The organism is Telluria sp. B2 (assembly GCF_051789535.1).
In the GTDB taxonomy this organism is placed as follows: domain Bacteria; phylum Pseudomonadota; class Gammaproteobacteria; order Burkholderiales; family Burkholderiaceae_D; genus Telluria.
Genome location: NZ_CP196525.1, coordinates 1,293,567 through 1,312,663, shown reverse-complemented (window position 1 = coordinate 1,312,663; position 19,097 = coordinate 1,293,567). Strand labels below are relative to the sequence as shown.

Genomic DNA, 19,097 nt, shown 5'->3' with positions numbered 1-19,097 from the left:
CCGCCCGGCAAACTTGCCTCAGCTGCACTGGCAGTACAAATAAAAACGGCTCCCGCGTGGGAGCCGTTGCTATACCATCAAGCGCTACTTCATGCGTAGCTACGTAGGCGCAGCGAGAACTCCTGCAGCGACTTGATGCCCGAGGCTTCGGCGCGTGCGCACCAGTCCTGCAGTTGTTGCAGCAGCTGGTCGCGGGTCGAATGCGAACGCTCCCAGATCGCGCCCAGCTCCACGCGCATCTGGTGCATCGTTTCCAGTGCCTTGCTGTGCTTGAACAGCTCGATCAGTTGTGCCTTCTGCGACAATTCCAGCTTGCCCGGCTCGCGCTGCAGCAGCTTGCGCGAGCTCTTCAGGAAGCGCGCTTCCAGCTCGGCCTTGTGCTTCAGGTGCTCGAGTTCCTCGCGGAAGGCGGCCTTGACCGACTTGGCGTACTTCGCCATCACATCGTAGCGGTTGGTGATCACCGACTGCAGGGTTTCCAGGTCGGCGACAGCCTTGTCCTTGGCCAGCTTCGGCTTCGGCGCCACTTTCTTCACCTTTGCCAGGCCCAGCATTTCCAGGGTGCGGATATACGCCCAGCCGAGGTCGATTTCATACCATTTGCTCGACAGCTTGGCCGAGGTCGCATAGGTGTGGTGGTTGTTGTGCAGCTCTTCGCCACCAATCAGGATGCCCCATGGGAAGATGTTGGTCGCCGCATCGTTGCAATCGTAGTTGCGGTAACCCCACCAGTGGCCCAGGCCGTTGATGATGCCGGCGGCGGTAATCGGGATCCACATCATCTGGACCGCCCAGATGCTGACGCCGATAACGCCGAACAGCACGAAGTTAATCACCAGCAGGGCCGATACGCCGGCTGCGCTGTACGGAGTGTAGACATGGCGCTCGATCCAGTCGTCCGGGGTGCCGTGACCGTATTTCTCCAGCGTTTCCTTGTTCTTGCTCTCGGCGCGATACAGCTCGGCGCCTTCCAGCAGCACTTTCTTGATGCCGCGGGTCTGCGGGCTGTGCGGATCTTCCTCGGTGTCGCACTTGGCGTGGTGCTTGCGGTGGATGGCCGCCCATTCCTTGGTCACCTGGCCGGTGGTCAGCCACAGCCAGAAGCGGAAGAAGTGGCTCGGGATCGCATGCAGTTCCAGTGCGCGGTGGGCCTGGTGGCGGTGCAGGTAGATGGTCACGCTGGCGATGGTGATATGGGTCACCACCAGCGTGTACACCACGGCCTCCCAGGCGCTCAGGCCGACGAGGCCGGTGGACATGAATTCCAGCACGGAATGCAGGATATTGCTAAAGGTCATTACTGCTCCAAAGTGAATACATTTGTCTTGCGCCGTTCTTTCTATGGAACAGTCGCTGGCGGCGGCGCACGTACGCCGCCCGATCAACCCCGCATTCTACGCACTTCTAATGACGCACGGCACGAACAGCGCAGATAAATGCGCTTCGAATCGAAATGTGCGACATCAGGATGCGAAATATGCATCACGCTTGGGGCGGATGCGGCGGCAGGCCGAGGCGGATCGCGCCGGAATGCACCAGCGCATAGATATTCTTGTTGACGTTCGAGATCACGCTGCCGCTGCCCTTTTCCGGATCGATGATCGAAAAGCCCAGCTCCAGCTCATAGCCGTGCGGGCCGAAGGCGTTCAGTTGCACCGACGGCGCAGGATCGGCGATCACGCGCTCGACCTCGTCGGCCTGGCGCGCCAGCAGGGCCATTACCTCGTTCAGGTCGCTGTCGTAGGCGACCGTGACCTTCGTGTTCAGGCGCACCGCCTTGTTGGTGCTTGCCTGATTCAGGACCACGCCCGTGATCAGCATTTCGTTCGGCAGCAGGGTTTGCGTGCCGTCCGCCGCCTGCAGCACCGTGGTGCGCGTGTTGATGCGCGCTACCCGGCCCGAATACTTGTCCACCGTGATCGGGTCGCCGATCGACAAACTGCGTTCCAACAGGATCAGGAAGCCGGACACGTAGTTGCTGGCGATGCGCTGCATGCCCAGACCGAGACCGACACCGAGGGCGCCGCCGAACACCGACAGCACGGTGAGGTCGAGGCCGACCAGCCCCAGGCTGACCAGCACCGACACCAGGATCAGGACCGCACGCCCGAGCCGCGCCAGCACCACGCGCACCGAGGTATGCATGCCCTCGAGGCGCATCAGGCGCTCTTCCAGCGCGGCGCCAGCCCACAGGGCGAGCATCATGAGGACGACGACGGACACCACGGCCTGCAGGATCGCCAGCAGGGACGCGGATTTCGCGCCGAGCGGCACACTGTGCGTCTCGAGGAACTGAATAATGTCGGGCCACTGCCCGGTAAGATAGAGTGCCACGCCCAACCACACCACCAGGGCCAGCACCTTCTCGAAGGTCTGCAAGGCTGTGCCCAGCTGGCCATGGCGCGCGAATACCCGCCGCAGCAGATAAAAGACCATGCGGATCCAGGCCATCGACGCGAACAGCGGCAGGGCAACCCGCAGCAGGTGCACGTTCTGGTACCGGGCCAGGATGACCGTGGCCAGCCAGACGCCGCCCGTGATCAGGAGCGGCGCCAGCACGCGTCCAAAACCCTCGACACCGATGCGGCGGATCGCGCCGGCGTTATTGTCCTCGTGCAGCCAGCCGCGCCGAATGACGCGCGCCAGCAGCAGGCCGACGACGACCGCGATCGCGATCGCCAGTGCCTGCCACAGGATGCCCGGATTGCTGATGTCTTCCAGCAGGTCCTGCAGCAGGTCGCTCAGCGGCATGTTGCGCACGTCCGGTCTTACTCCGCCTCGGCCTCGGCGGCCTTCGGCGCCTTCGCGGGCATCACTTTACGCTCCAGCACGGCAGCGAAGAAGCCGTCGGTCTGGTGCTTGTGCGGCAGCAGCTTGAGGTACTTGTCCATCTCGAGCTCGATCTTCTGCTCGGCCAGGACCTTGCTCATCGGCACCAGCTCGAAGTCCGGGTGCGTCGCCAGGAACTGCTCGACGATGAAGTCGTTCTCTTCGTTCAGCAGCGAGCAGGTGGCATACACCAGGCGGCCGCCGCTCTTCAGGAGGCGCGCAGCGCCGTCCAGGATCGAGGCCTGCTTTTCCTGCATCTCGGCCACGGCGCCTTCCGGCTGGCGCCATTTCACGTCCGGATTGCGGCGCAGCGTGCCCAGGCCCGAGCACGGCGCGTCGACCAGCACGCGGTCGATCTTGCCGGCCAGGCGCTTGATCTTGGCGTCGCGCTCGTGTGCGATCAGGACCGGATGCACGTTCGACAGGCCGCTGCGCGCCAGGCGCGGCTTCAGTTTCGACAGGCGCTTTTCCGACACGTCGAAGGCGTACAGGCGGCCGGTGTTGCGCATCGTCGCGCCCAGCGCCAGGGTCTTGCCGCCGGCGCCGGCGCAGAAGTCGACCACCATCTCGCCGCGGCGCGCCGCCAGGATCTGGGCCAGCACCTGGCTGCCCTCGTCCTGCACCTCGATCGCGCCTTCCTTGAACAGCGGCAGGCCCTGCAGGTTCGGTTTTTTCTTGACGCGCAGGCCCAGCGGCGAATACGGGGTCGGCTCGGCGATGATCGGCGCTTCGGCCAGCTTAGCGATCACCTCGTCGCGGTTGGCCTTGATGGCGTTCACGCGCAGGTCCAGCGGCGCCGGCGTGTTCAGCACGGCGGCCAGTTCCTGGGCTTCCTGTTCGCCGAACTGGGCGACCAGCTTGTCGTACAGCCACTGCGGCATGTTGGCGCGCGCCAGCGGCGGCAGCAGCTTGCGGTCGATTTCCTTGATGCGGGTGAGGAAGGCGGTTTCGTCTTCCGTCAGGCCGCCGAGGGCGTCGATGCCGACGGTTTCCGACAGGCCCAGCAGGGCCAGGCGGCGCATCGACGGGGTGCCGCCGGTGCCGCCGAAATCGGTGAAGAAGGTCTTGTTGCGCAGGACGGCATACACCGCTTCGGCGATCACGCCGCGTTCGCGTGGACCCAGGCGTTGATGGTCCTTGAAGTAACGCGACAGGGTGACGTCGGCCGGGGCCGTAAAGCGCAAGATCTCGCGCAGCACTTCTTCGGTGCTGCCGAGAATTGCTGGTGGCAATCTCATGAAATTCCTTGAATGAATACGGATGAATCAGGCGAACTGCGCGATGCGCACATCGCCTTGCTCGATGCTCAACCTGTCCTCGACGAACAGGCGCACCGCGTAGGGATAGAGTTTGTGTTCCTCGGCCAGCACGCGCGCGGCCAGGATGTCCTCGGTGTCGCCGGGCAGCACCGGGACGCGCGCCTGGGCGACCATGGGGCCGTGATCCAGCTCGGCGGTCACGAAGTGCACCGTCGCGCCGTGCTCGGGCACGCCCGCTTCCAGGGCCTTCCTGTGCGTGTCCAGGCCCGGGAAGGCCGGCAGCAGCGAAGGGTGGATATTCAGCATGCGCCCCTCGTAATGCGCGACGAAAGGCGCCGTCAGGATGCGCATGAATCCCGCCAACACGACCAAGTCGGGCGAAAAACGGTCGATCTCGCGCTGCAAGGCGGCGTCGAAACTGGCGCGGTCCGGATACTCCTTGCTCGGCACCACGGCAGTCGGGATACCGTGGGCCTCGGCGAAGGCCAGCCCTTGCGCGTCGGGCTTGTTGCTGATCACCGCCGCCACGCGCGCCGGCCAGCCCTCAAGCTGCGCCGCGCGCACGACCGCTTCCATGTTGCTGCCGCGGCCGGAAATGAGGATCACGATGTTTTTCATAGCGCGCATTGTACCGTATGGCCAACGCCCAACTGTGGTATGGCAACACCAGGATGGGCTGCCACCGTCCTGTTTCTTCTATTCGAAGGAATAGAATACGCGGAATGGTACGCGCTTTTCGGCCCAGAATTCGGCCGCGTCGCGGAACACGTCGAGCAGGGTCTCGCGCGCTTCCTTGTCGAACTTCTGGGTATTCGGCAGTTGTTCCAGCACGACGAGGAAGCCGGGCTGGGGCCCCGCCTGGAACACCGTTTCGGTCAGGCAGGTACGCAGGGCGTCGAAATTCTTGCTGCAGGGTTTGGTGAAGTGGAAATTTTCGCCGATGCGGGCGCACACCTGTTGCTTGGTCAACGTATTGGCGCAATGCGCGTACAGGAAATGGTGGCCCATGCGCGCCGCTTCTTCCTGCAGTTCCGGCACCCGATAGGCCCGAATCGACTGCACAAGATTGGACGGCACTCTCATCAACAAACTCATTTTTCCCTCAAGTCGACCTGGTGGTGTGGTTCGAATCGCCGGGGCCGCTCACCATGCGCGCCCGGGCGGCAACGCTGTTCTCCTAAATCGTTTCCACGCGCCAATAAACCCTAATTTGTGTAAGGGTAACGTTTTGTAGTTACCGAAGCAACCCGAATGTGACTTTACAGCCCAAATCTGAAAAAATCCGCCGCTTTTTCACCCGAATCCGCACGTTTTGGCGCGTTTTTCCATTCTGGCCGCCCTCGCCCAGTCTCCGCGCCGCTGTTACATTTTGTTGCCACGTAGATCGATTTGATGAGCCGGAGAGGATTAACATACAAGCGTGGATGAAAACAGTCCCGTCCCACCAACAGCACCGAACGAACGAGGTTCACCATGAACATGAAAACCAAACTGCTGATTTCCGCCCTGGGCTTCTCGGCGCTGCCGCTGGCCCAGGCTGCCGAATTCGAAGACTTCGGACGCGTGGTGCGCGTACAGCCCCGCGTCGAGCAGATCCGCCAGCCGCGCCAGGAGTGCCGCACGGAATACGTGCAGGTGCCGGTGCAGCAGCAGCGCGGCAGCGGCGGCTCGGTGGTCGGCGGTATCGCCGGCGCCCTGCTGGGCAGCCAGGTCGGCAGCGGCAACGGTAAAGTGGCGGCCGCCGCCGCCGGCGCCATCGCCGGCGCCATGGTCGGCGACCGCGTCGAGAACAACGGCCGCAACTACGACCAGGGCGTGCAGGAACAGGCCGTGCGCCAGTGCCGCACCATCGATTCCTACGAATCGCGCACCACCGGCTACGACGTCACCTACGAATACCGCGGCCAGACCCAGACCGCCTTCATGAGCCGCGACCCCGGCAACCGCGTCCGCCTGCGCGTGTCGGTCCAGCCAGACGATCAGTATTAAATACAAAACCGAGTTAGTCGAAACGTAACGGGACCTCGAGAAACCGTAGCGAGCGGAAGGAGTTTTGGCCGAGAAGCGCAGCTGTACGAATAGTACAGCGAGCATCGCAGGCCAAAAATACGACGCGCAGTAGGTTTATCGAGGTCCCCACCGCTTGTTATCGGGGCGGGGGACGCCCCCTCCTTCTCCGCCCCGACCTCATTCCCGTTGCGCTTGCGCAGCGGGAACCCCACCCCGATAATAGGGCGATTCAACAGGTCGCCCTATGCTCATCAAACGTAAATCCATCGAACAAGCCGAATCCTCGCGCCGCCCCGCGCGCAAACCGAAATTCGCGCCGGTGACGCTGTCCGAACAGGACGGCGTACGCTATCTCCACTTCGGCACCGAATGGGTGCAGGGCGCCATGCGCATCCGCAAACCCGACTGGCCGGAACTCGAATACGCCCAGCAGATGATGGCCTGGATGCTGTTCATCGAGTCGCCGCACCGCATCGTCCAGCTTGGCCTGGGCGCGGCCACGCTGACCAAGTACTGCTACCGCCAGTTCCCCGAAGCGCAGGTCACCGCCGTCGAGCTCAATCCCTCGGTGATCGCCATTTGTAACGCGATGTTCAAGCTGCCGCCCGAGGACGAGCGCCTGAACGTGCTCGAGATGGACGCAATGGATTTCGTGGAAGATCCAGACAACCACGGCGCCTTCGACGTGCTGCAGTGCGACCTGTACGACGCCACCGCCAAGGGCCCGGTGCTCGACACGCCCGAGTTCTACCGCGCCTGCAACGATTGCCTGGCGCCGCACGGGATCATGACAGTCAACCTGTTCGGCGACCATCCGAGCTTCAACAAGAACCTGAAGGCGATGAAGTTCGCTTTCGACCACGTGATCTGCCTGCCCGAGGTCCACGACGGCAACGTGGTCGCGCTGTGCTTCAAGACCCGGCCCCAGCTCGACAGCGCCGCGCTGGCCGCCCGCGCGGCGCAGATCGTGGCCGCCACCAAGCTGCCCGCGAAATCGTGGGTAAAGGGTATCGAAGCGGGTATCGCGGCTGCGCGCTGACCAGCGCATTCTTGACGAGGGAATCATGACCGCCAACGCACCGCAGACGACTTCCCTCCCCCGCTCGCCCCAGCGGCCACGGCGCCTCGACCTGCAGGCGATCTTTTCCTGGCTGCTGGCCGACGGCATCGTCGAGAAGGACAAGGTCAAGGGCTACTTTGCCCAGGCCCAGGGCATCCTGAAAAACGCCGCCGGCTCGATGCATCCGCTCACCGCCGTGGCACAGTGCAAGCTGCTGTCGAACCAGCCGCCGCACCGCCTGCTCACGCTCGACGTGCTGTCAGAGTGGTGCGCGGCCAAGGTCGGCCTGCCCTTCATCCGCATCGACCCGCTGAAAATCGACTTCACCCGGGTGGCGGACGTGATGTCGGCCAGCTACGCCGCGCGCTTCAACATCCTGCCGGTCGATATCAGCGCCACCACGCTCACGGTGGCCACCGCCGATCCGTTCGCGACGGAATGGGAGAGCGAGATCGCCAAGGTCTCGCGTCGCCGCATCGAACTGGTGCTGGCCAATCCGCTCGACATCGCCCAGTACATCTCGCAGTTCTTCAGCCTGGCGAAATCGATCCGCGACGCCAGCAAGACCAATGCGCAGGACGTCGCGATGCGCAACAACTTCGAGCAACTGGTCGAGCTGGGCAAGGCGAACAAGCAGTTCGATGCCAACGACCAGCACATCGTCAACATCGTCGACTGGCTGTGGGGCTACGCCTTCGAGCAGCGCGCCTCCGACATCCACCTGGAACCGAAACGCGAGTTCGCGGTCATCCGTTTCCGCATCGACGGCGTGCTGCACCAGGTCTACCAGGTGCCCGCCGCGGTGATGCTGGCGATGACGGCGCGCATCAAGCTGCTCGGGCGCATGGACGTCATCGAGAAGCGCCGCCCTCAGGACGGCCGCATCAAGACGCGCACAAATACCGGCCAGGAAGTCGAGCTGCGCCTGTCGACCATGCCGACCGCCTTCGGCGAAAAGCTGGTGATGCGTATCTTCGACCCCGAAGTGGTGGTCAAGACCCTGCCCGAGCTGGGCTTTCCGGCGGAGGATGCACGACGCTGGGATGCCCTCACCAGCCGCCCGCACGGCATCATCCTGGTGACCGGACCGACCGGCTCGGGCAAGACCACCACGCTCTACACGACATTGAAGGCGCTGGCGACCAACGAGGTCAACGTCTGCACGGTGGAAGACCCGATCGAGATGGTCGAGGCTTCCTTCAACCAGATGCAGGTACAACCCGGCATCGACCTGTCGTTTGCCGATGGCGTGCGCGCCCTGATGCGCCAGGACCCGGACATCATCATGGTCGGCGAGATCCGCGACCTCGCCACTGCCGAGATGGCGATCCAGGCCGCCCTGACCGGCCACCTGGTGCTCTCGACCCTGCACACCAACGACGCACCGTCGGCCATCATGCGCCTGCTGGAGCTGGGCGTGCCCGACTACCTGCTGGAAGCGACCCTGATCGGCGTGATGGCCCAGCGCCTGGTGCGCACCCTCTGCCCGGACTGCAAGGCGCCCGACGGCGAACTCAGCGACGACGTCTGGCAAAGCATCGGCGGCGCCTGGAACCTTCCCAAGCCGGCGACGGTCTATCGTCCGATCGGTTGCCCCGAGTGCCGCCAGACGGGCTACCGCGGGCGCACTGGTCTCTACGAGTTGCTGACCGTGTCGGAAGCCTTTACGCAGCTGATCGGCGCCTCGGCCGACTTGCAGGCGCTGCGCCAGCAAAGCGTCGCGGACGGCATGAAGCCGCTGCGCATTGCCGGCGCGCTGAAGATTGCGGAGGGCGTGACGACGGCGGAAGAAGTGCTCAAAGTGACCTCGGCGCTGTCGGCTGCAACTTGATGAACGTTACCTCTAGCGCAAACGGAAATCGCCGGCTATAATATTGCCTCTTTCGGGTCGTTAGCTCAGCTGGTAGAGCAGCGGACTTTTAATCCGTTGGTCGCAGGTTCGAATCCCGCACGGCCTACCATGAATTACAAAGAAGCCCACGAATTTCGGTTCGTGGGCTTTTTGCGTTCTGGTCACCCTCTGGTCGCTTCGAAAAAGGTCCGCCCCCCCTGCCGGGAGTTTTTCCGCGTTGATTTCCTGCGCCGCCCTGCCTGTCGAGTACTGCCTGACGTTGATGACCGGACGGGCCTTGACAGCTAGGTCAGCGAGGAAGCTGACGGTCTAGTAGCCTGGTCAGGCGTAATTTACGCAACAAAGCTAACCAAACTGGAAACTAACAAAGTTCTTCCGCGCAATCTTCTCTCTTTAATATCCTTAAATGAAATAAAATTGCGCGAGAGCCCGTTTATTATAGAACCTATCTACTTTGAATTTACAAATCGTCTTTTAACATTCGCCTATAAATAATATTTTCCTTATTTATTAGGTTTTAGCACGACTTTGGTCCACCCTTCCGCACGTTTATCAAAATTCCGATAGGCAGTCGGTGCATCATCTAGTCCAAGCTGATGTGAAATGATCTGCGAAGGCGTTGCTTTACCTTTATGGATCAATTTTGCCAAATAACGGTTGTAATGCTTGACGTTGGCTTGACCGGTGCCAATCTTCTGACCCTTGAACCAAAAATTGCCAAAATCGAAGGCAATTTTACCTTCCTTTCCTAACGCGTCTGGACTCTTTGGATCTTGTGGGAGGAATACACCAACTACGCCAATGCCGCCAGTAGGCTTGACCGTCTGTACCAAGTTATTCATTGTTAAATTTGGCACTTCCTTACCGTGCTTGTCGCAACATTGATAACCAACGCATTCGCAGCCGCAGTCGGCACCTTCGCCGTTAGTAAGGTTCAAGATTTTCTCGACGCCGGCGCCTTCGGTGTCGTCGATCGCCACCGCGCCCATCTTTTCGGCCAAAGCCAAACGATCCTTGTGCGTGTCCACGACGAAAACTTCGCTTGCGCCTTTAATGAACGCAGACATGGCCGCCATTAGGCCGACCGGGCCGGCGCCGTAGATCACGACCGATTCACCCGGCTTGAGGCCAGCCAATTCGGTAGCGTGGTAGCCGGTCGGGAAAATGTCCGACAACATCACGTAGTCATTTTCCTTTTCCTTAGCGTCTTCCGGCAGCACCAAGCAGTTGTAATCGCCGAACGGCACCCGTAGCAGTTCGGCCTGGCCGCCGCTGTACGGACCCATGCCGGCAAAACCGTAGGCAGCCCCGGCCGTGCCTGGGTTTGCCGTGAGGCAAAAGCCGGACAAGCCCCGTTCGCAGTTTTGGCAAAAGCCGCAGCCGATGTTGAACGGTAGACAGACAACGTCGCCGACCTTAACGCGTTCGACGGCTTTGCCGACCTCGATGACTTCACCCATGTTTTCGTGGCCCAAAATACGGCCCGTTTCCATGTTGGTGCGGCCTTCGTACATGTGCAGGTCAGACCCGCAGATATTAGTTGTTGTGATACGGACCAAGACGTCAGTCGGCTTTTCAATCTTGGCGTCCGGCATGTCTTTAACTTGGACGTCGCACGGACCATTATAAACGAGTGCCTTCATGATTTTCCTTTCAGAGCGAGGGTAAATTCATCGCAAATAGCGGCATTAGGGAAGAAAGGTATAACAAATTTCTTCACGAGTGCGCACTGTTGAAAGCGGCTTTGTTGCGTAAATCAGGCCTAACCAGCGTGCAGCGCGTAAGTATGGCAGTCTGGCCAAACTACAGCACCGTCAGCAGGCGGCAAAAGACGCTGCAGGTGGCAATCGGCACTATGCCGACCACGACGGGCTTGCACTTGCTGGTGGACAGCACTGCCATCAAGATGCTGGGTGAAGGCGAGTGGAAGACGAAGAAGCACGGGGCAAACCATCGCCGCCAGTGGCGCAAGGTGCATCTCGGGATCGATGCGTCCACGCTCGAGATCCGGGCCATGGGAGTGACCGATAACGGTATCGGCGACGCACCTGTCCTGCCAGCGCTGCTGAGCTAGATTCTGCTGACGAGCGCATTGCCAGCGTCAGTGGCAACGGTGCGTACGAGACGAAGGGCGTTAAAGGCATTGCGTTGCGCACTGCGGATGTCATCATCCCGACCCGGAAGAACGCCAAGCCCTGAAAGGCAAACAACCGTGGTGCCGATGCACATAACGACATCCTGAGAGTTACAAAAAGGCTGGGACCGGCAATCTGGAAGAGATGGAGCGGCTACCATCGGCATAGCCTTGTTGAAACCAAGATGCGCTGTTTCAAGTTGCTGGGCGAACACGTCATGGCACGCGATTTCGAACGTCAGGGCGCCGAGCTACAAGTGCGGGCTGCCATGCTGAACCGCCTCACCCGGCTGGGCACAACGGTTACGGTACCAATGTTATAAACGAACTACAAAGTAGCGTCCGCTCGGCCCTCGCTCAATTTATGCAACAAAGCCGTTTTATTCCATAAACAGCCTCACCTTTACTTCAAAGAGCGGTGGTTCGCGTCGCAAGATTGGCAAGGCGTAACGCAACTATCAAACCATGTATTTACCTCCAGAGCAACAAGCGCCGTACACTGAGCATTGCGAACGGCCGGGTTCGGCCAAGAGCGGAAATTCGTCGGATTACCCATCTGGTTGTATAAGTGTTAAACTTAAGGCAGTCACTAAAGTGTTGAGAAGCCCAGTGTCGCCCTCTATTTACTCTTTGCCACGTGCAGGAGGCGGCTTCGCCGCAAATGGTGGCGGTGCGGTCATCATTGCATTTGGCTCATTGGAAAGTTGATAATTTGGTGGCTGTTTAACTACAGGAGATATCTCATGGTCAAACTTGCATTGTTCGTTCGTCTAGAAGCCAAGCCGGGTAAGGAGAAAGAAGTAGAGAACTTTCTGTTAAGTGGTCTTCCCCTCGTTCAGGCAGAGCCGGCTACTACAGCTTGGTTCGGCATCCGCCTAGGGCCATCAACCTTTGGCATTTTTGACGCGTTTTCAGATGAAGCTGGGCGGCAAGCTCATCTTTCCGGCCAAGTCGCAGCGGCGCTTATGGAAAAAGCGGGGGAGTTATTTGCCGAGCCGCCGTCAATCGAAAAGGTTGACGTTCTTGCGGCAAAGCTGCCAGGCTAAGCAACCCCAGTAAGTCGCCCTGGCCGACGACTTAGAGCCTATCCCAGTAGACCTGCTGAGCGCCAGGCAATGACTCCACAAACGAGGTGAAGGCAGGCGAGATAGTTGCCTGTCTTCTTCGGCCAACGGATCAGCAGGCCACGGAATCGATTCTTTCAGCTGTGCGTGCGCTCGACGACCCAACGTCGGGCGCGAAATCCTGCATCCTTGTTCAGTTCTAAAGCTTCTTCATCGCGCGCTCGAATGTGGGCAATGAAGCCAAGATCCTTGACCCATTGACGTACTTACCGGCAAAGCGCCGATCGCTACCTGCAGCGTTTTTTGCCTACGGCTGACCGTACTGTAGTCCGGCACCGGCCAGTCGAGTCTAGCCAGGCGCAGCAGGCTTTGCATCATGCCCATGGCCTTGCGCAGCTGTAAATTGAAGAGGCACTTGATGCTCAGGCAGAAATGGATCGCCTGCTCGCTGAACATCTGGCTGCGCCCGCGCTTGCCGTTTGGCTCGCCATGCTAGGCCATGTTCGGATCGAGCCAGATGAGCAGCGAGCCGCGTGCCTTCAGTACTTCGTTATATGTTTTCCAGTTCGTGGTGCGGTATTTCTGAGGAGCCGGTTTATGCGCTCAGGCTACCAGATGTCCCGGCTCTACCCTGGCCGGGGTCGATTTGTGCAACAAAGCCGGTCATGACCGTCCAGCCTGCCTTGACCGCCGCCTTAACAACCAGCGTCTTGAGGAACACGTGCTCCGCGCTTTCTGGCGCAGTTGTGCACTCCCCTCGCCTCGCATGCGAAAAAAAGAAATTGCCGAGCTTGCTGGTCTTCGGTATGGCTAGGCTATCGCAGCATGGCATTCGAAGATCAGCCGTCTTATAGGTTCGCTTGACGTATTCCCAGGCGAGCAAATCACAGTCGAACGCGTAGACGTCGGCGTCACCTCTTCGAGCTCTAAGCGGCAAAATTAATCTCCAGATTACCTATCCAATCCACTCGTCTCGTTGGCCGAAGCTTTCCGAACCACCTAGACGGGTTGTACGGAGGATCGTAGCCTTCATCGTTCTGATGTGCAAGATGTGCAGAACCCCGGTCGGCTCTAGGATGCTGGGGATTCTGAACTGAATCGCCACAAGTTTCCTAGACACTCGCGAGCCGCTGGAAATACTGCTTTTCATACTCGACCGGCGATAAGTCATTGCTGAAGCTGTGCCGGCGCTTCGGATTGTAAAACATCTCGATGTAATCGAAGACATCCTGCCTTGCCTCGTCCCGAGTGCCGTAGGTCTTGCGCCGGATTCGTTCCCTTTTCAGAAGCTGGAAGAAGCTTTCGGCGACGGCATTATCGTGGCAGTTCCCGCGCCGGCTCATGCTCTGCTGCAGGTTGTGCTGGTCCAAGAAGTCGCGCCAGTCGTAGCTACTGAACTGGCTGCCCTGATCGGAATGCACCATCACGGGATTCTTGGGCTGCCGCCGCCAGACGGCCATCAAGAGCGCATTCATCGCCAGCTCGCGATCGATTCGGGAACTCATCGACCAGCCAATCACCTGACGTGAAAACAGGTCCAGTACAACGGCCAGATAGAGCCAACCTTCATAAGTGCGGATGTACGTGATATCTGTTACCCAGACGCGATTCGGTTCCTGCACGTCGAACTGGCGCTGCAAATGATTAGGCGCCACCAGCGAAGGGGCACCGCCCCGTTTATATTTCCGCTTGGCGTAGCCGGTTTGCGAACGAATTCCGGCCGACCTCATAAGACGGTGGACGCGATTGACACCGCATTGTTCACCGAGCTCGCGCAGGTCGTCGCTGACCTTGCGATAACCGTACACGCTGCCGCTTTCCAGCCATGACTCCTTGATCGGCACAAGTAGGCGCTTGTCTTCTCTGGCTCGTTTGCTTTCAGGGTTCAGGCGCCAGGCATAGAAACCGCTCGGATGCACCTCGAGCACTTTGCACAGCCGGCGCACCGGGAATTGGTCCTGTAACTGAGCAATTAAGGTGTACCTTACCCGGACGTCTTGGCAAAGTACACCGCGGCCTTTTTCAAGATGTCACGCTCCTCCGTGACGCGCTTGAGCTCGGCCTTCAGGCGCCGCATCTCGTCGGACTGGGCATCGACGGCCTTGCGCTCCGCCTCGGGTACGCCATAGCGCTTCGTCCAGGCGTACAGACTGTGGATGCTTATCCCGAGCCGTGCCGCTACTTCGCTCGCTGGGTGACCGCCCTGCGCCACCTGCTTGACCGCTGCGATCTTGAATTCCTCTGTGTACCGCTTACCGCTCATATCTTCTCCTTGTGCCCGACATTATGGCTCAGGAGTGTCTACGATAGTCGTGGCGATTCAAACAGGTGTGCTGCGTGTGCAAAACATCACTTAGGATAGGACATCGAAAAATCTGCTGGCTAGAGCCACCTAGATTGGACGTGGCACATCAAAAAAGACCCATTTCGACCGGGTTACGGAGTGCGCTGAATGGCCCCCGGTGATCTATCGAGTCCTCTCACCGTTTTTCCCTAGCTGTAAACGCTATAAGCGCTCGTCGAGAATCGACCCCGCCGCGTCTGGTTCAACTGACGACAGCACCCCACGCCACCGCGCGCTGCCCCAGCTGCCAACAAAGATCTCTCCCCCAACCAGTGTGCAAGGTGTGCAGGCCCGACCTGTACGCCCTGCACAATCATGCCAACAAACCATGAAAAATCACGAAGACAAATTCTCCTTATTTTCCCTTGGGGACATTTACATCACTAAACGCGAGGAAGCCGAGCTGACCGCTCGCGCCGTCACCTCGGCAACGCTACTGGAACGGTACGTTACCGGCGACTGGTCAAACCTGTCGGCTAAAGACATTAAGGCAAACTGCGCCGCTATCCATGATGGCGGACGTATCCTCGCCTCGTACTGCATCGCGCCCACCGTCCGCATTTGGATCATCACCGAGGCCGACCGGGCCAGCACGACGATTCTGCTACCCGACGAATACTGATCCCTCAGCTGTTTCGCCGAATGGCACCGGCCCGCCGCCACTCCGACCGGAAATGGACCGGAGGCCACCCCGGCAGCGGAGCCGAAAAAGCGTGCGTTGTAATGACCCACGCCCAGCCACAACCATTTGACCGTGAACTCCGCCTTTACGGTTCGCTCCACGGATTCGAACTTCCCGGAACGCCTACGGCGCTCCGCATCTGCGCATCAACCCACCATCGAGAACCTAAATGTATGAACAGACAATTTCGCTTCAACAAAAAACTTATCGATGCCCTCCCCCCGCACCCCGAGGACGCCAAGTCCAAGGAGAGCGAGTATTCCGATACCGAGGTCGCGGGACTGCGCATCATCGTCAACCGACGTGGCCGCAAGTATTTCCTTTTCCGTTACTCCTTCGACGGAGCCAAGCGCAGCATGAAGCTGGGCGATTATCCGCAGATGGAAGTCGCCGACGCCAGACACCGCGCGCTCGACTGTCGCCGCCAAGTCGCTACCGGGACGGACCCGCAGGCGGCAGCCGCAGCCGCAGCGGCATTACAACTGACACTGCGTCGATTCGTGATCGACGACTACCTGCCGCACGCTTATGCCACCAAACGTAGCGCCAAGGATGACGAGGGCCGGATGCGCAACATCCTGCCGGAGTTCGGCGACTTGCAACTGTCGCAGATAAGCAGCCATGCCATCCAGCAGTTCCACGACCGGTTGCGCGTGCAGAAGTGTGCAGCCACCGCGAACCGCCATCTTGCACTGCTAAAGCGATGCTTCAACCTCGCCATCATCTGGGGCAAGCTCGACGGACCGAATCCGGTAAGGGGAATACGCATGCATCAGGAAAACAACCAGCGACAGCGCTACTTGTCTGGTGGCGAGCTGCGCTCGTTTTTGACGGCGCTTGACGAGGAACCGAACCGCCCGCTGGCAGACGCGCTGCGCTTCTTACTCATGACCGGCGCACGCCGTAATGAGGCGCTGATGGCACGATGGGATTCGATCGACCTCGATAGGGGGCAGTGGTTCTTGCCAAACACGAAGAGCGGCAAGAGCAGATTCATCTTGCTGAACGACGGTGCCATCGAGTTACTTCGCCAGTGTGGTCGGCCTGCTGGCCATGTTTATGTGTTCCCAGGTAAGAATGTGGGCGAGCCCATCTGCAACCCGTACAAAGGCTTCAAACGGGTGCTGAAGCGGGCCGGCATTAGGGATCTGCGAATTCACGACCTGCGGCACAGCTTCGCCAGCCTGGCAATCAACAACGGGGCGACGCTCTACGAGGTGCAGCACCTGCTCGGCCACGCCGACAGCAAGACCTCGCAGCGATACGCGCACATGGCGTCGGACAACCTGCGCAAGGCCAGCGCGCAAGTAGCCGCAGTGATCGCACAGGCCCGGCCACAAGCCGAGTTCATGGCGTAAACGAAAAATCGCTCAAGAATGACTTGAGCGATTTTTTTATCCCGTTTGGAGTAGGCATTAATCTGAGATCTCGGCTCCATTTGGCCAGATGCGTTTGGTAACGATGGCGTAGCCACGGAAGTGAACCGCCCCGGATTTTGTAGAGGCTCCATTGTTTGAGAGAATGGAGTCATGAAGAAGCAACCCAAGTATTCCCCCGAAGTCATCGAGCGCGCCGTGCGCATGGTCAGTGAGGCCGCCAGCGAGTACAGCTCGCAGTGGGCGGCGATCGAATCCATCGCAACCAAGATCGGCTGCACACCTGAAACGCTGCGTCGCTGGGTACGCCAGCAAGAGCGCGATACCGGCCAGCGCCCGGGGCCGACCACTGCCGAAGAGGAGCGCATCAAGGCGCTGGAGCGAGAAGTGCGCGAGCTGCGCAAGGCAAACGAGATCCTGCGTCTGGCGAGTGCGTTTTTCGCCCAGGCGGAGCTCGGCCGCCACTTCAAGCCGTGAGGGCATTTATCGACCAGTACCGCCATGCCTACGGCGTCGAGCCGATCTGCAAGGTGATGCAGGTCGCGCCGTCTGGCTACTGGCGCTATGCCGCGCAGCAGCGTAATCCTGCGTTGCGTTGCGCACGAGCCCAGCGCGACGACGTGCTGAGCGTCGATATCGAGCGCGTCTGGCAGGCGAACATGCAGGTCTACGGCGCCGACAAGGTCTGGCGCCAACTGCGGCGTGAGGGCACTGACGTGGCCCGCTGCACGGTGGAGCGCTTGATGCGCAAGGCCGGGCTGCGAGGCGTCATGCGTGGCAAGGTCGTGCGCACGACGGTGGCCGATGCGAAGGCGCCATGCCCGTTCGACCGGGTCAACCGCCAGTTCAAGGCGCAGCGCCCGAACCAGTTGTGGGTCAGCGATTTCACCTACGTCTCGACTTGGCAGGGCTTTGTCTACGTCGCCTTCGTCATCGACGTCTTTGCCCGGCGCATCGTCGGCTGGCGGGTGAGCAGTTCGATGCGTACCGACTTCGTGCTCGATGCGCTGGAACAGGCGTTGTACGCGCGTCAGCCCGAACGGAACGAGCTGGTCCATCATAGCGACAGGGGCTCGCAATACGTGTCGATCAAGTACAGCGAGCGCCTGGCAGAAGCCGGCATCGAACCCTCTGTGGGCAGCAAGGGCGACAGCTATGACAACGCCCTGGCCGAGACCATCAACGGACTCTACAAGGCTGAATTGATCCACCGCCGCGCTCCCTGGAAGACACGTGAAGCCGTCGAACTGGCCACGCTGGAATGGGTATCCTGGTTCAACCACCACCGCCTGCTGGAACCGCTCGGCTATATACCGCCGGCCGAAGCTGAGGCAAACTATTACGAGCAACTGAGCAGTCAAGCCATCCCGGCCTGACTCACACCAACCGGCCTCCACGAAAGCCGGGGCGGTTCACCAAGGCTATGAAGCTGGGCAAACATGCCGAGGGCGGAATCCGCTATCAAATCCTGACCGACAGCCAGCGCCAAGACCCGTCATTCAAGATCGTAGGTAACGAGGGCGGCGGCTACTTCAGCAAGGAAGTCGTGGCCTTCGGTAACGTCGAAGCGTGCCTTGCAGCGCATCCACAGGATCAACCCTTCCCCTCCAAGCTGTTGCAGACGGCGTTCACTGGCCGATCCAGCAATAACGCCGGATTTCTCGCCGCCATCCTGCGTGCCGAAGGCTTGCTCGCCCTCGCTCCCGACACAGAAGGCCGCCATGTTATATCCGGCGATTGGGCTGCGTGGAAAGCGTCTGTGCTCGCCGAACCGGGACAGCCGGTCGAGTCAGAACCAGCAGGCAAGGAAGAGAAGAGCGAGGGCAACGAAGCCGCTACGCCGCCCGCCGATGACGCAAAGGACCCACCTCGACGCGGAAAGAAGTAGCAAGCGGAGCCACGCAAGGACCGATCGCATGCCCAGCAACTACACAACAGCGTGGGAAACCGGGCGACTGGTGCGTTACCTGATGCGCACGCCGAACGTCTACATCTTCGGCGGGCTGCTAAAGCACATTGTCTGCCCCACCATACACCCCCACTTCACCGATATAGACGTCATCGCAACCAACAGCCGGGAACTAGGCCGCATTCAGGAAGCCTTCGGCTACGTGTTCAGGCAGCTCCCCAGAATCGGGAACGGTCCGAGCTACTTCATCGGAAAGTCACGACGAACCGACAAGGTGATCCAGCTCGTCTTGTTGCCGTCCCACCTACAGGCACTGCAGTTCGCAATCGAAGGGCCGCAGTACGACATCGACCGTGCAGCGTTCGGCAACCGCCGATTCTACTTCGATGCTGCCATCGGAGAAGAAGCCATCAGGCACGCCATCAGGACAAAGCTAGCAAGCCGCGTCACCGCATCCCGCAACCTGACGCACTACGCCCAGCATCGGCCGCAGATCGAACAGCGCCACAAGCTCAAGCTGATGCGCAAGGGCTTCACCGTCATCGACTGCCCTGCCCCATAACCAATCATTGAAAGAC

At 60.2% G+C, this 19,097-nt stretch carries 16 protein-coding genes, 1 tRNA gene, 3 pseudogenes and 1 other annotated feature; of the genes and pseudogenes, 11 read left to right on the top strand and 9 right to left on the bottom strand.

Features of this window, described 5'->3' with window-relative positions:
* Nucleotides 1-89: 89 nt before the first annotated feature.
* The 5 genes from ACSUZJ_RS05870 to ACSUZJ_RS05850 all read right to left on the bottom strand — a co-directional run bounded on the left by ACSUZJ_RS05870 (nucleotide 90) and on the right by ACSUZJ_RS05850 (nucleotide 5,183).
* Nucleotides 90-1,259 carry a DesA family fatty acid desaturase gene (locus ACSUZJ_RS05870; protein WP_499416457.1) on the bottom strand — a complete coding sequence of 390 codons (1,170 nt, stop codon included), beginning with the start codon at nucleotides 1,257-1,259 and terminating at the stop codon, nucleotides 90-92.
* Nucleotides 1,260-1,482: 223 nt separating this feature from the next.
* On the bottom strand, nucleotides 1,483-2,751 hold the full coding sequence (locus ACSUZJ_RS05865; RefSeq protein ID WP_499414177.1) for a mechanosensitive ion channel family protein: 1,269 nt from the start codon (nucleotides 2,749-2,751) through the stop codon (nucleotides 1,483-1,485).
* A gap of 17 nt (nucleotides 2,752-2,768) precedes the next feature.
* Nucleotides 2,769-4,067, bottom strand: coding sequence for an RsmB/NOP family class I SAM-dependent RNA methyltransferase (locus tag ACSUZJ_RS05860; RefSeq protein ID WP_499414175.1), 1,299 nt, complete (start codon nucleotides 4,065-4,067; stop codon nucleotides 2,769-2,771).
* Nucleotides 4,068-4,094: 27 nt separating this feature from the next.
* Nucleotides 4,095-4,706, bottom strand: a complete 612-nt coding sequence (gene purN, locus ACSUZJ_RS05855; protein ID WP_499414173.1) for a phosphoribosylglycinamide formyltransferase — start codon at nucleotides 4,704-4,706, stop codon at nucleotides 4,095-4,097.
* A gap of 78 nt (nucleotides 4,707-4,784) precedes the next feature.
* Nucleotides 4,785-5,183, bottom strand: a complete 399-nt coding sequence (locus ACSUZJ_RS05850) for a barstar family protein (protein ID WP_499414171.1) — start codon at nucleotides 5,181-5,183, stop codon at nucleotides 4,785-4,787.
* Nucleotides 5,184-5,561: 378 nt separating this feature from the next.
* Here ACSUZJ_RS05850 and ACSUZJ_RS05845 point away from each other — a divergent pair, with 378 nt between their 5' ends.
* From ACSUZJ_RS05845 to ACSUZJ_RS05830, 4 genes are all read left to right on the top strand, one after another.
* A complete protein-coding gene (locus ACSUZJ_RS05845) occupies nucleotides 5,562-6,077 on the top strand; it encodes a glycine zipper 2TM domain-containing protein (protein WP_499414169.1) in 516 nt (171 codons plus the stop codon).
* A 265-nt stretch (nucleotides 6,078-6,342) separates the two neighbouring features.
* Entirely contained in the window at nucleotides 6,343-7,137 is a 795-nt protein-coding gene (locus tag ACSUZJ_RS05840; protein ID WP_499414167.1) for a spermine/spermidine synthase domain-containing protein, read from the top strand.
* A 25-nt stretch (nucleotides 7,138-7,162) separates the two neighbouring features.
* Nucleotides 7,163-8,989 carry a type IV pilus assembly ATPase TfpB gene (tfpB, locus tag ACSUZJ_RS05835; RefSeq protein ID WP_499414165.1) on the top strand — a complete coding sequence of 609 codons (1,827 nt, stop codon included), beginning with the start codon at nucleotides 7,163-7,165 and terminating at the stop codon, nucleotides 8,987-8,989.
* 54 nt (nucleotides 8,990-9,043) lie between these two features.
* Nucleotides 9,044-9,119, top strand: a tRNA-Lys gene (locus ACSUZJ_RS05830).
* Nucleotides 9,120-9,513: 394 nt separating this feature from the next.
* Here the strand turns inward: ACSUZJ_RS05830 and ACSUZJ_RS05825 are convergent.
* On the bottom strand, nucleotides 9,514-10,653 hold the full coding sequence (locus ACSUZJ_RS05825) for a glutathione-independent formaldehyde dehydrogenase (RefSeq protein ID WP_499414163.1): 1,140 nt from the start codon (nucleotides 10,651-10,653) through the stop codon (nucleotides 9,514-9,516).
* Nucleotides 10,654-10,808: 155 nt separating this feature from the next.
* Here ACSUZJ_RS05825 and ACSUZJ_RS05820 point away from each other — a divergent pair.
* Both ACSUZJ_RS05820 and ACSUZJ_RS05815 read left to right on the top strand, forming a co-directional pair.
* Nucleotides 10,809-11,467 (top strand): annotated as a pseudogene (locus ACSUZJ_RS05820) (IS5 family transposase); the annotation flags it as partial.
* Nucleotides 11,468-11,887: 420 nt separating this feature from the next.
* Nucleotides 11,888-12,190: a putative quinol monooxygenase gene (locus tag ACSUZJ_RS05815; protein WP_277488299.1), complete on the top strand. Its 303-nt coding sequence runs from the start codon at nucleotides 11,888-11,890 to the stop codon at nucleotides 12,188-12,190.
* A 38-nt stretch (nucleotides 12,191-12,228) separates the two neighbouring features.
* Here ACSUZJ_RS05815 and ACSUZJ_RS05810 read toward each other — a convergent pair.
* From ACSUZJ_RS05810 to ACSUZJ_RS05800, 3 genes and pseudogenes are all read right to left on the bottom strand, one after another.
* Nucleotides 12,229-12,474: pseudogene (locus ACSUZJ_RS05810) on the bottom strand (transposase); the annotation flags it as partial.
* A pseudogene (locus tag ACSUZJ_RS05805) lies at nucleotides 12,428-12,751 on the bottom strand (transposase); the annotation flags it as partial. The pseudogenes ACSUZJ_RS05805 and ACSUZJ_RS05810, both read right to left, overlap by 47 nt.
* Before the next feature lie 569 nt (nucleotides 12,752-13,320).
* A protein-coding gene (locus ACSUZJ_RS05800; protein WP_499414161.1) for an IS3 family transposase occupies nucleotides 13,321-14,471 on the bottom strand; the annotation gives its coding sequence in 2 pieces (ribosomal slippage) (nucleotides 13,321-14,231 and nucleotides 14,231-14,471; 1,152 coding nt in all).
* Between the two features lie 409 nt (nucleotides 14,472-14,880).
* Here ACSUZJ_RS05800 and ACSUZJ_RS05795 point away from each other — a divergent pair.
* The 5 genes from ACSUZJ_RS05795 to ACSUZJ_RS05775 all read left to right on the top strand — a co-directional run bounded on the left by ACSUZJ_RS05795 (nucleotide 14,881) and on the right by ACSUZJ_RS05775 (nucleotide 19,081).
* Complete coding sequence (locus ACSUZJ_RS05795; RefSeq protein ID WP_499414159.1) at nucleotides 14,881-15,174, top strand: hypothetical protein; 294 nt, start codon at nucleotides 14,881-14,883, stop codon at nucleotides 15,172-15,174.
* A 233-nt stretch (nucleotides 15,175-15,407) separates the two neighbouring features.
* Entirely contained in the window at nucleotides 15,408-16,592 is a 1,185-nt protein-coding gene (locus tag ACSUZJ_RS05790; RefSeq protein ID WP_499414157.1) for a site-specific integrase, read from the top strand.
* 171 nt (nucleotides 16,593-16,763) lie between these two features.
* Nucleotides 16,764-17,986 (top strand): IS3 family transposase gene (locus ACSUZJ_RS05785; protein WP_499414155.1). Its coding sequence is split into 2 segments (ribosomal slippage): nucleotides 16,764-17,052 and nucleotides 17,052-17,986, totalling 1,224 coding nucleotides; the frame shifts between segments, so codons are not numbered across the junction.
* Nucleotides 17,042-17,158: a sequence feature (AL1L pseudoknot), on the top strand. Its footprint overlaps the gene before it by 117 nt.
* A 47-nt stretch (nucleotides 17,987-18,033) precedes the next feature.
* A complete protein-coding gene (locus ACSUZJ_RS05780) occupies nucleotides 18,034-18,498 on the top strand; it encodes a hypothetical protein (RefSeq protein ID WP_499414153.1) in 465 nt (154 codons plus the stop codon).
* A gap of 28 nt (nucleotides 18,499-18,526) precedes the next feature.
* Nucleotides 18,527-19,081: a hypothetical protein gene (locus ACSUZJ_RS05775; protein WP_499414151.1), complete on the top strand. Its 555-nt coding sequence runs from the start codon at nucleotides 18,527-18,529 to the stop codon at nucleotides 19,079-19,081.
* Nucleotides 19,082-19,097 lie beyond the last annotated feature (16 nt).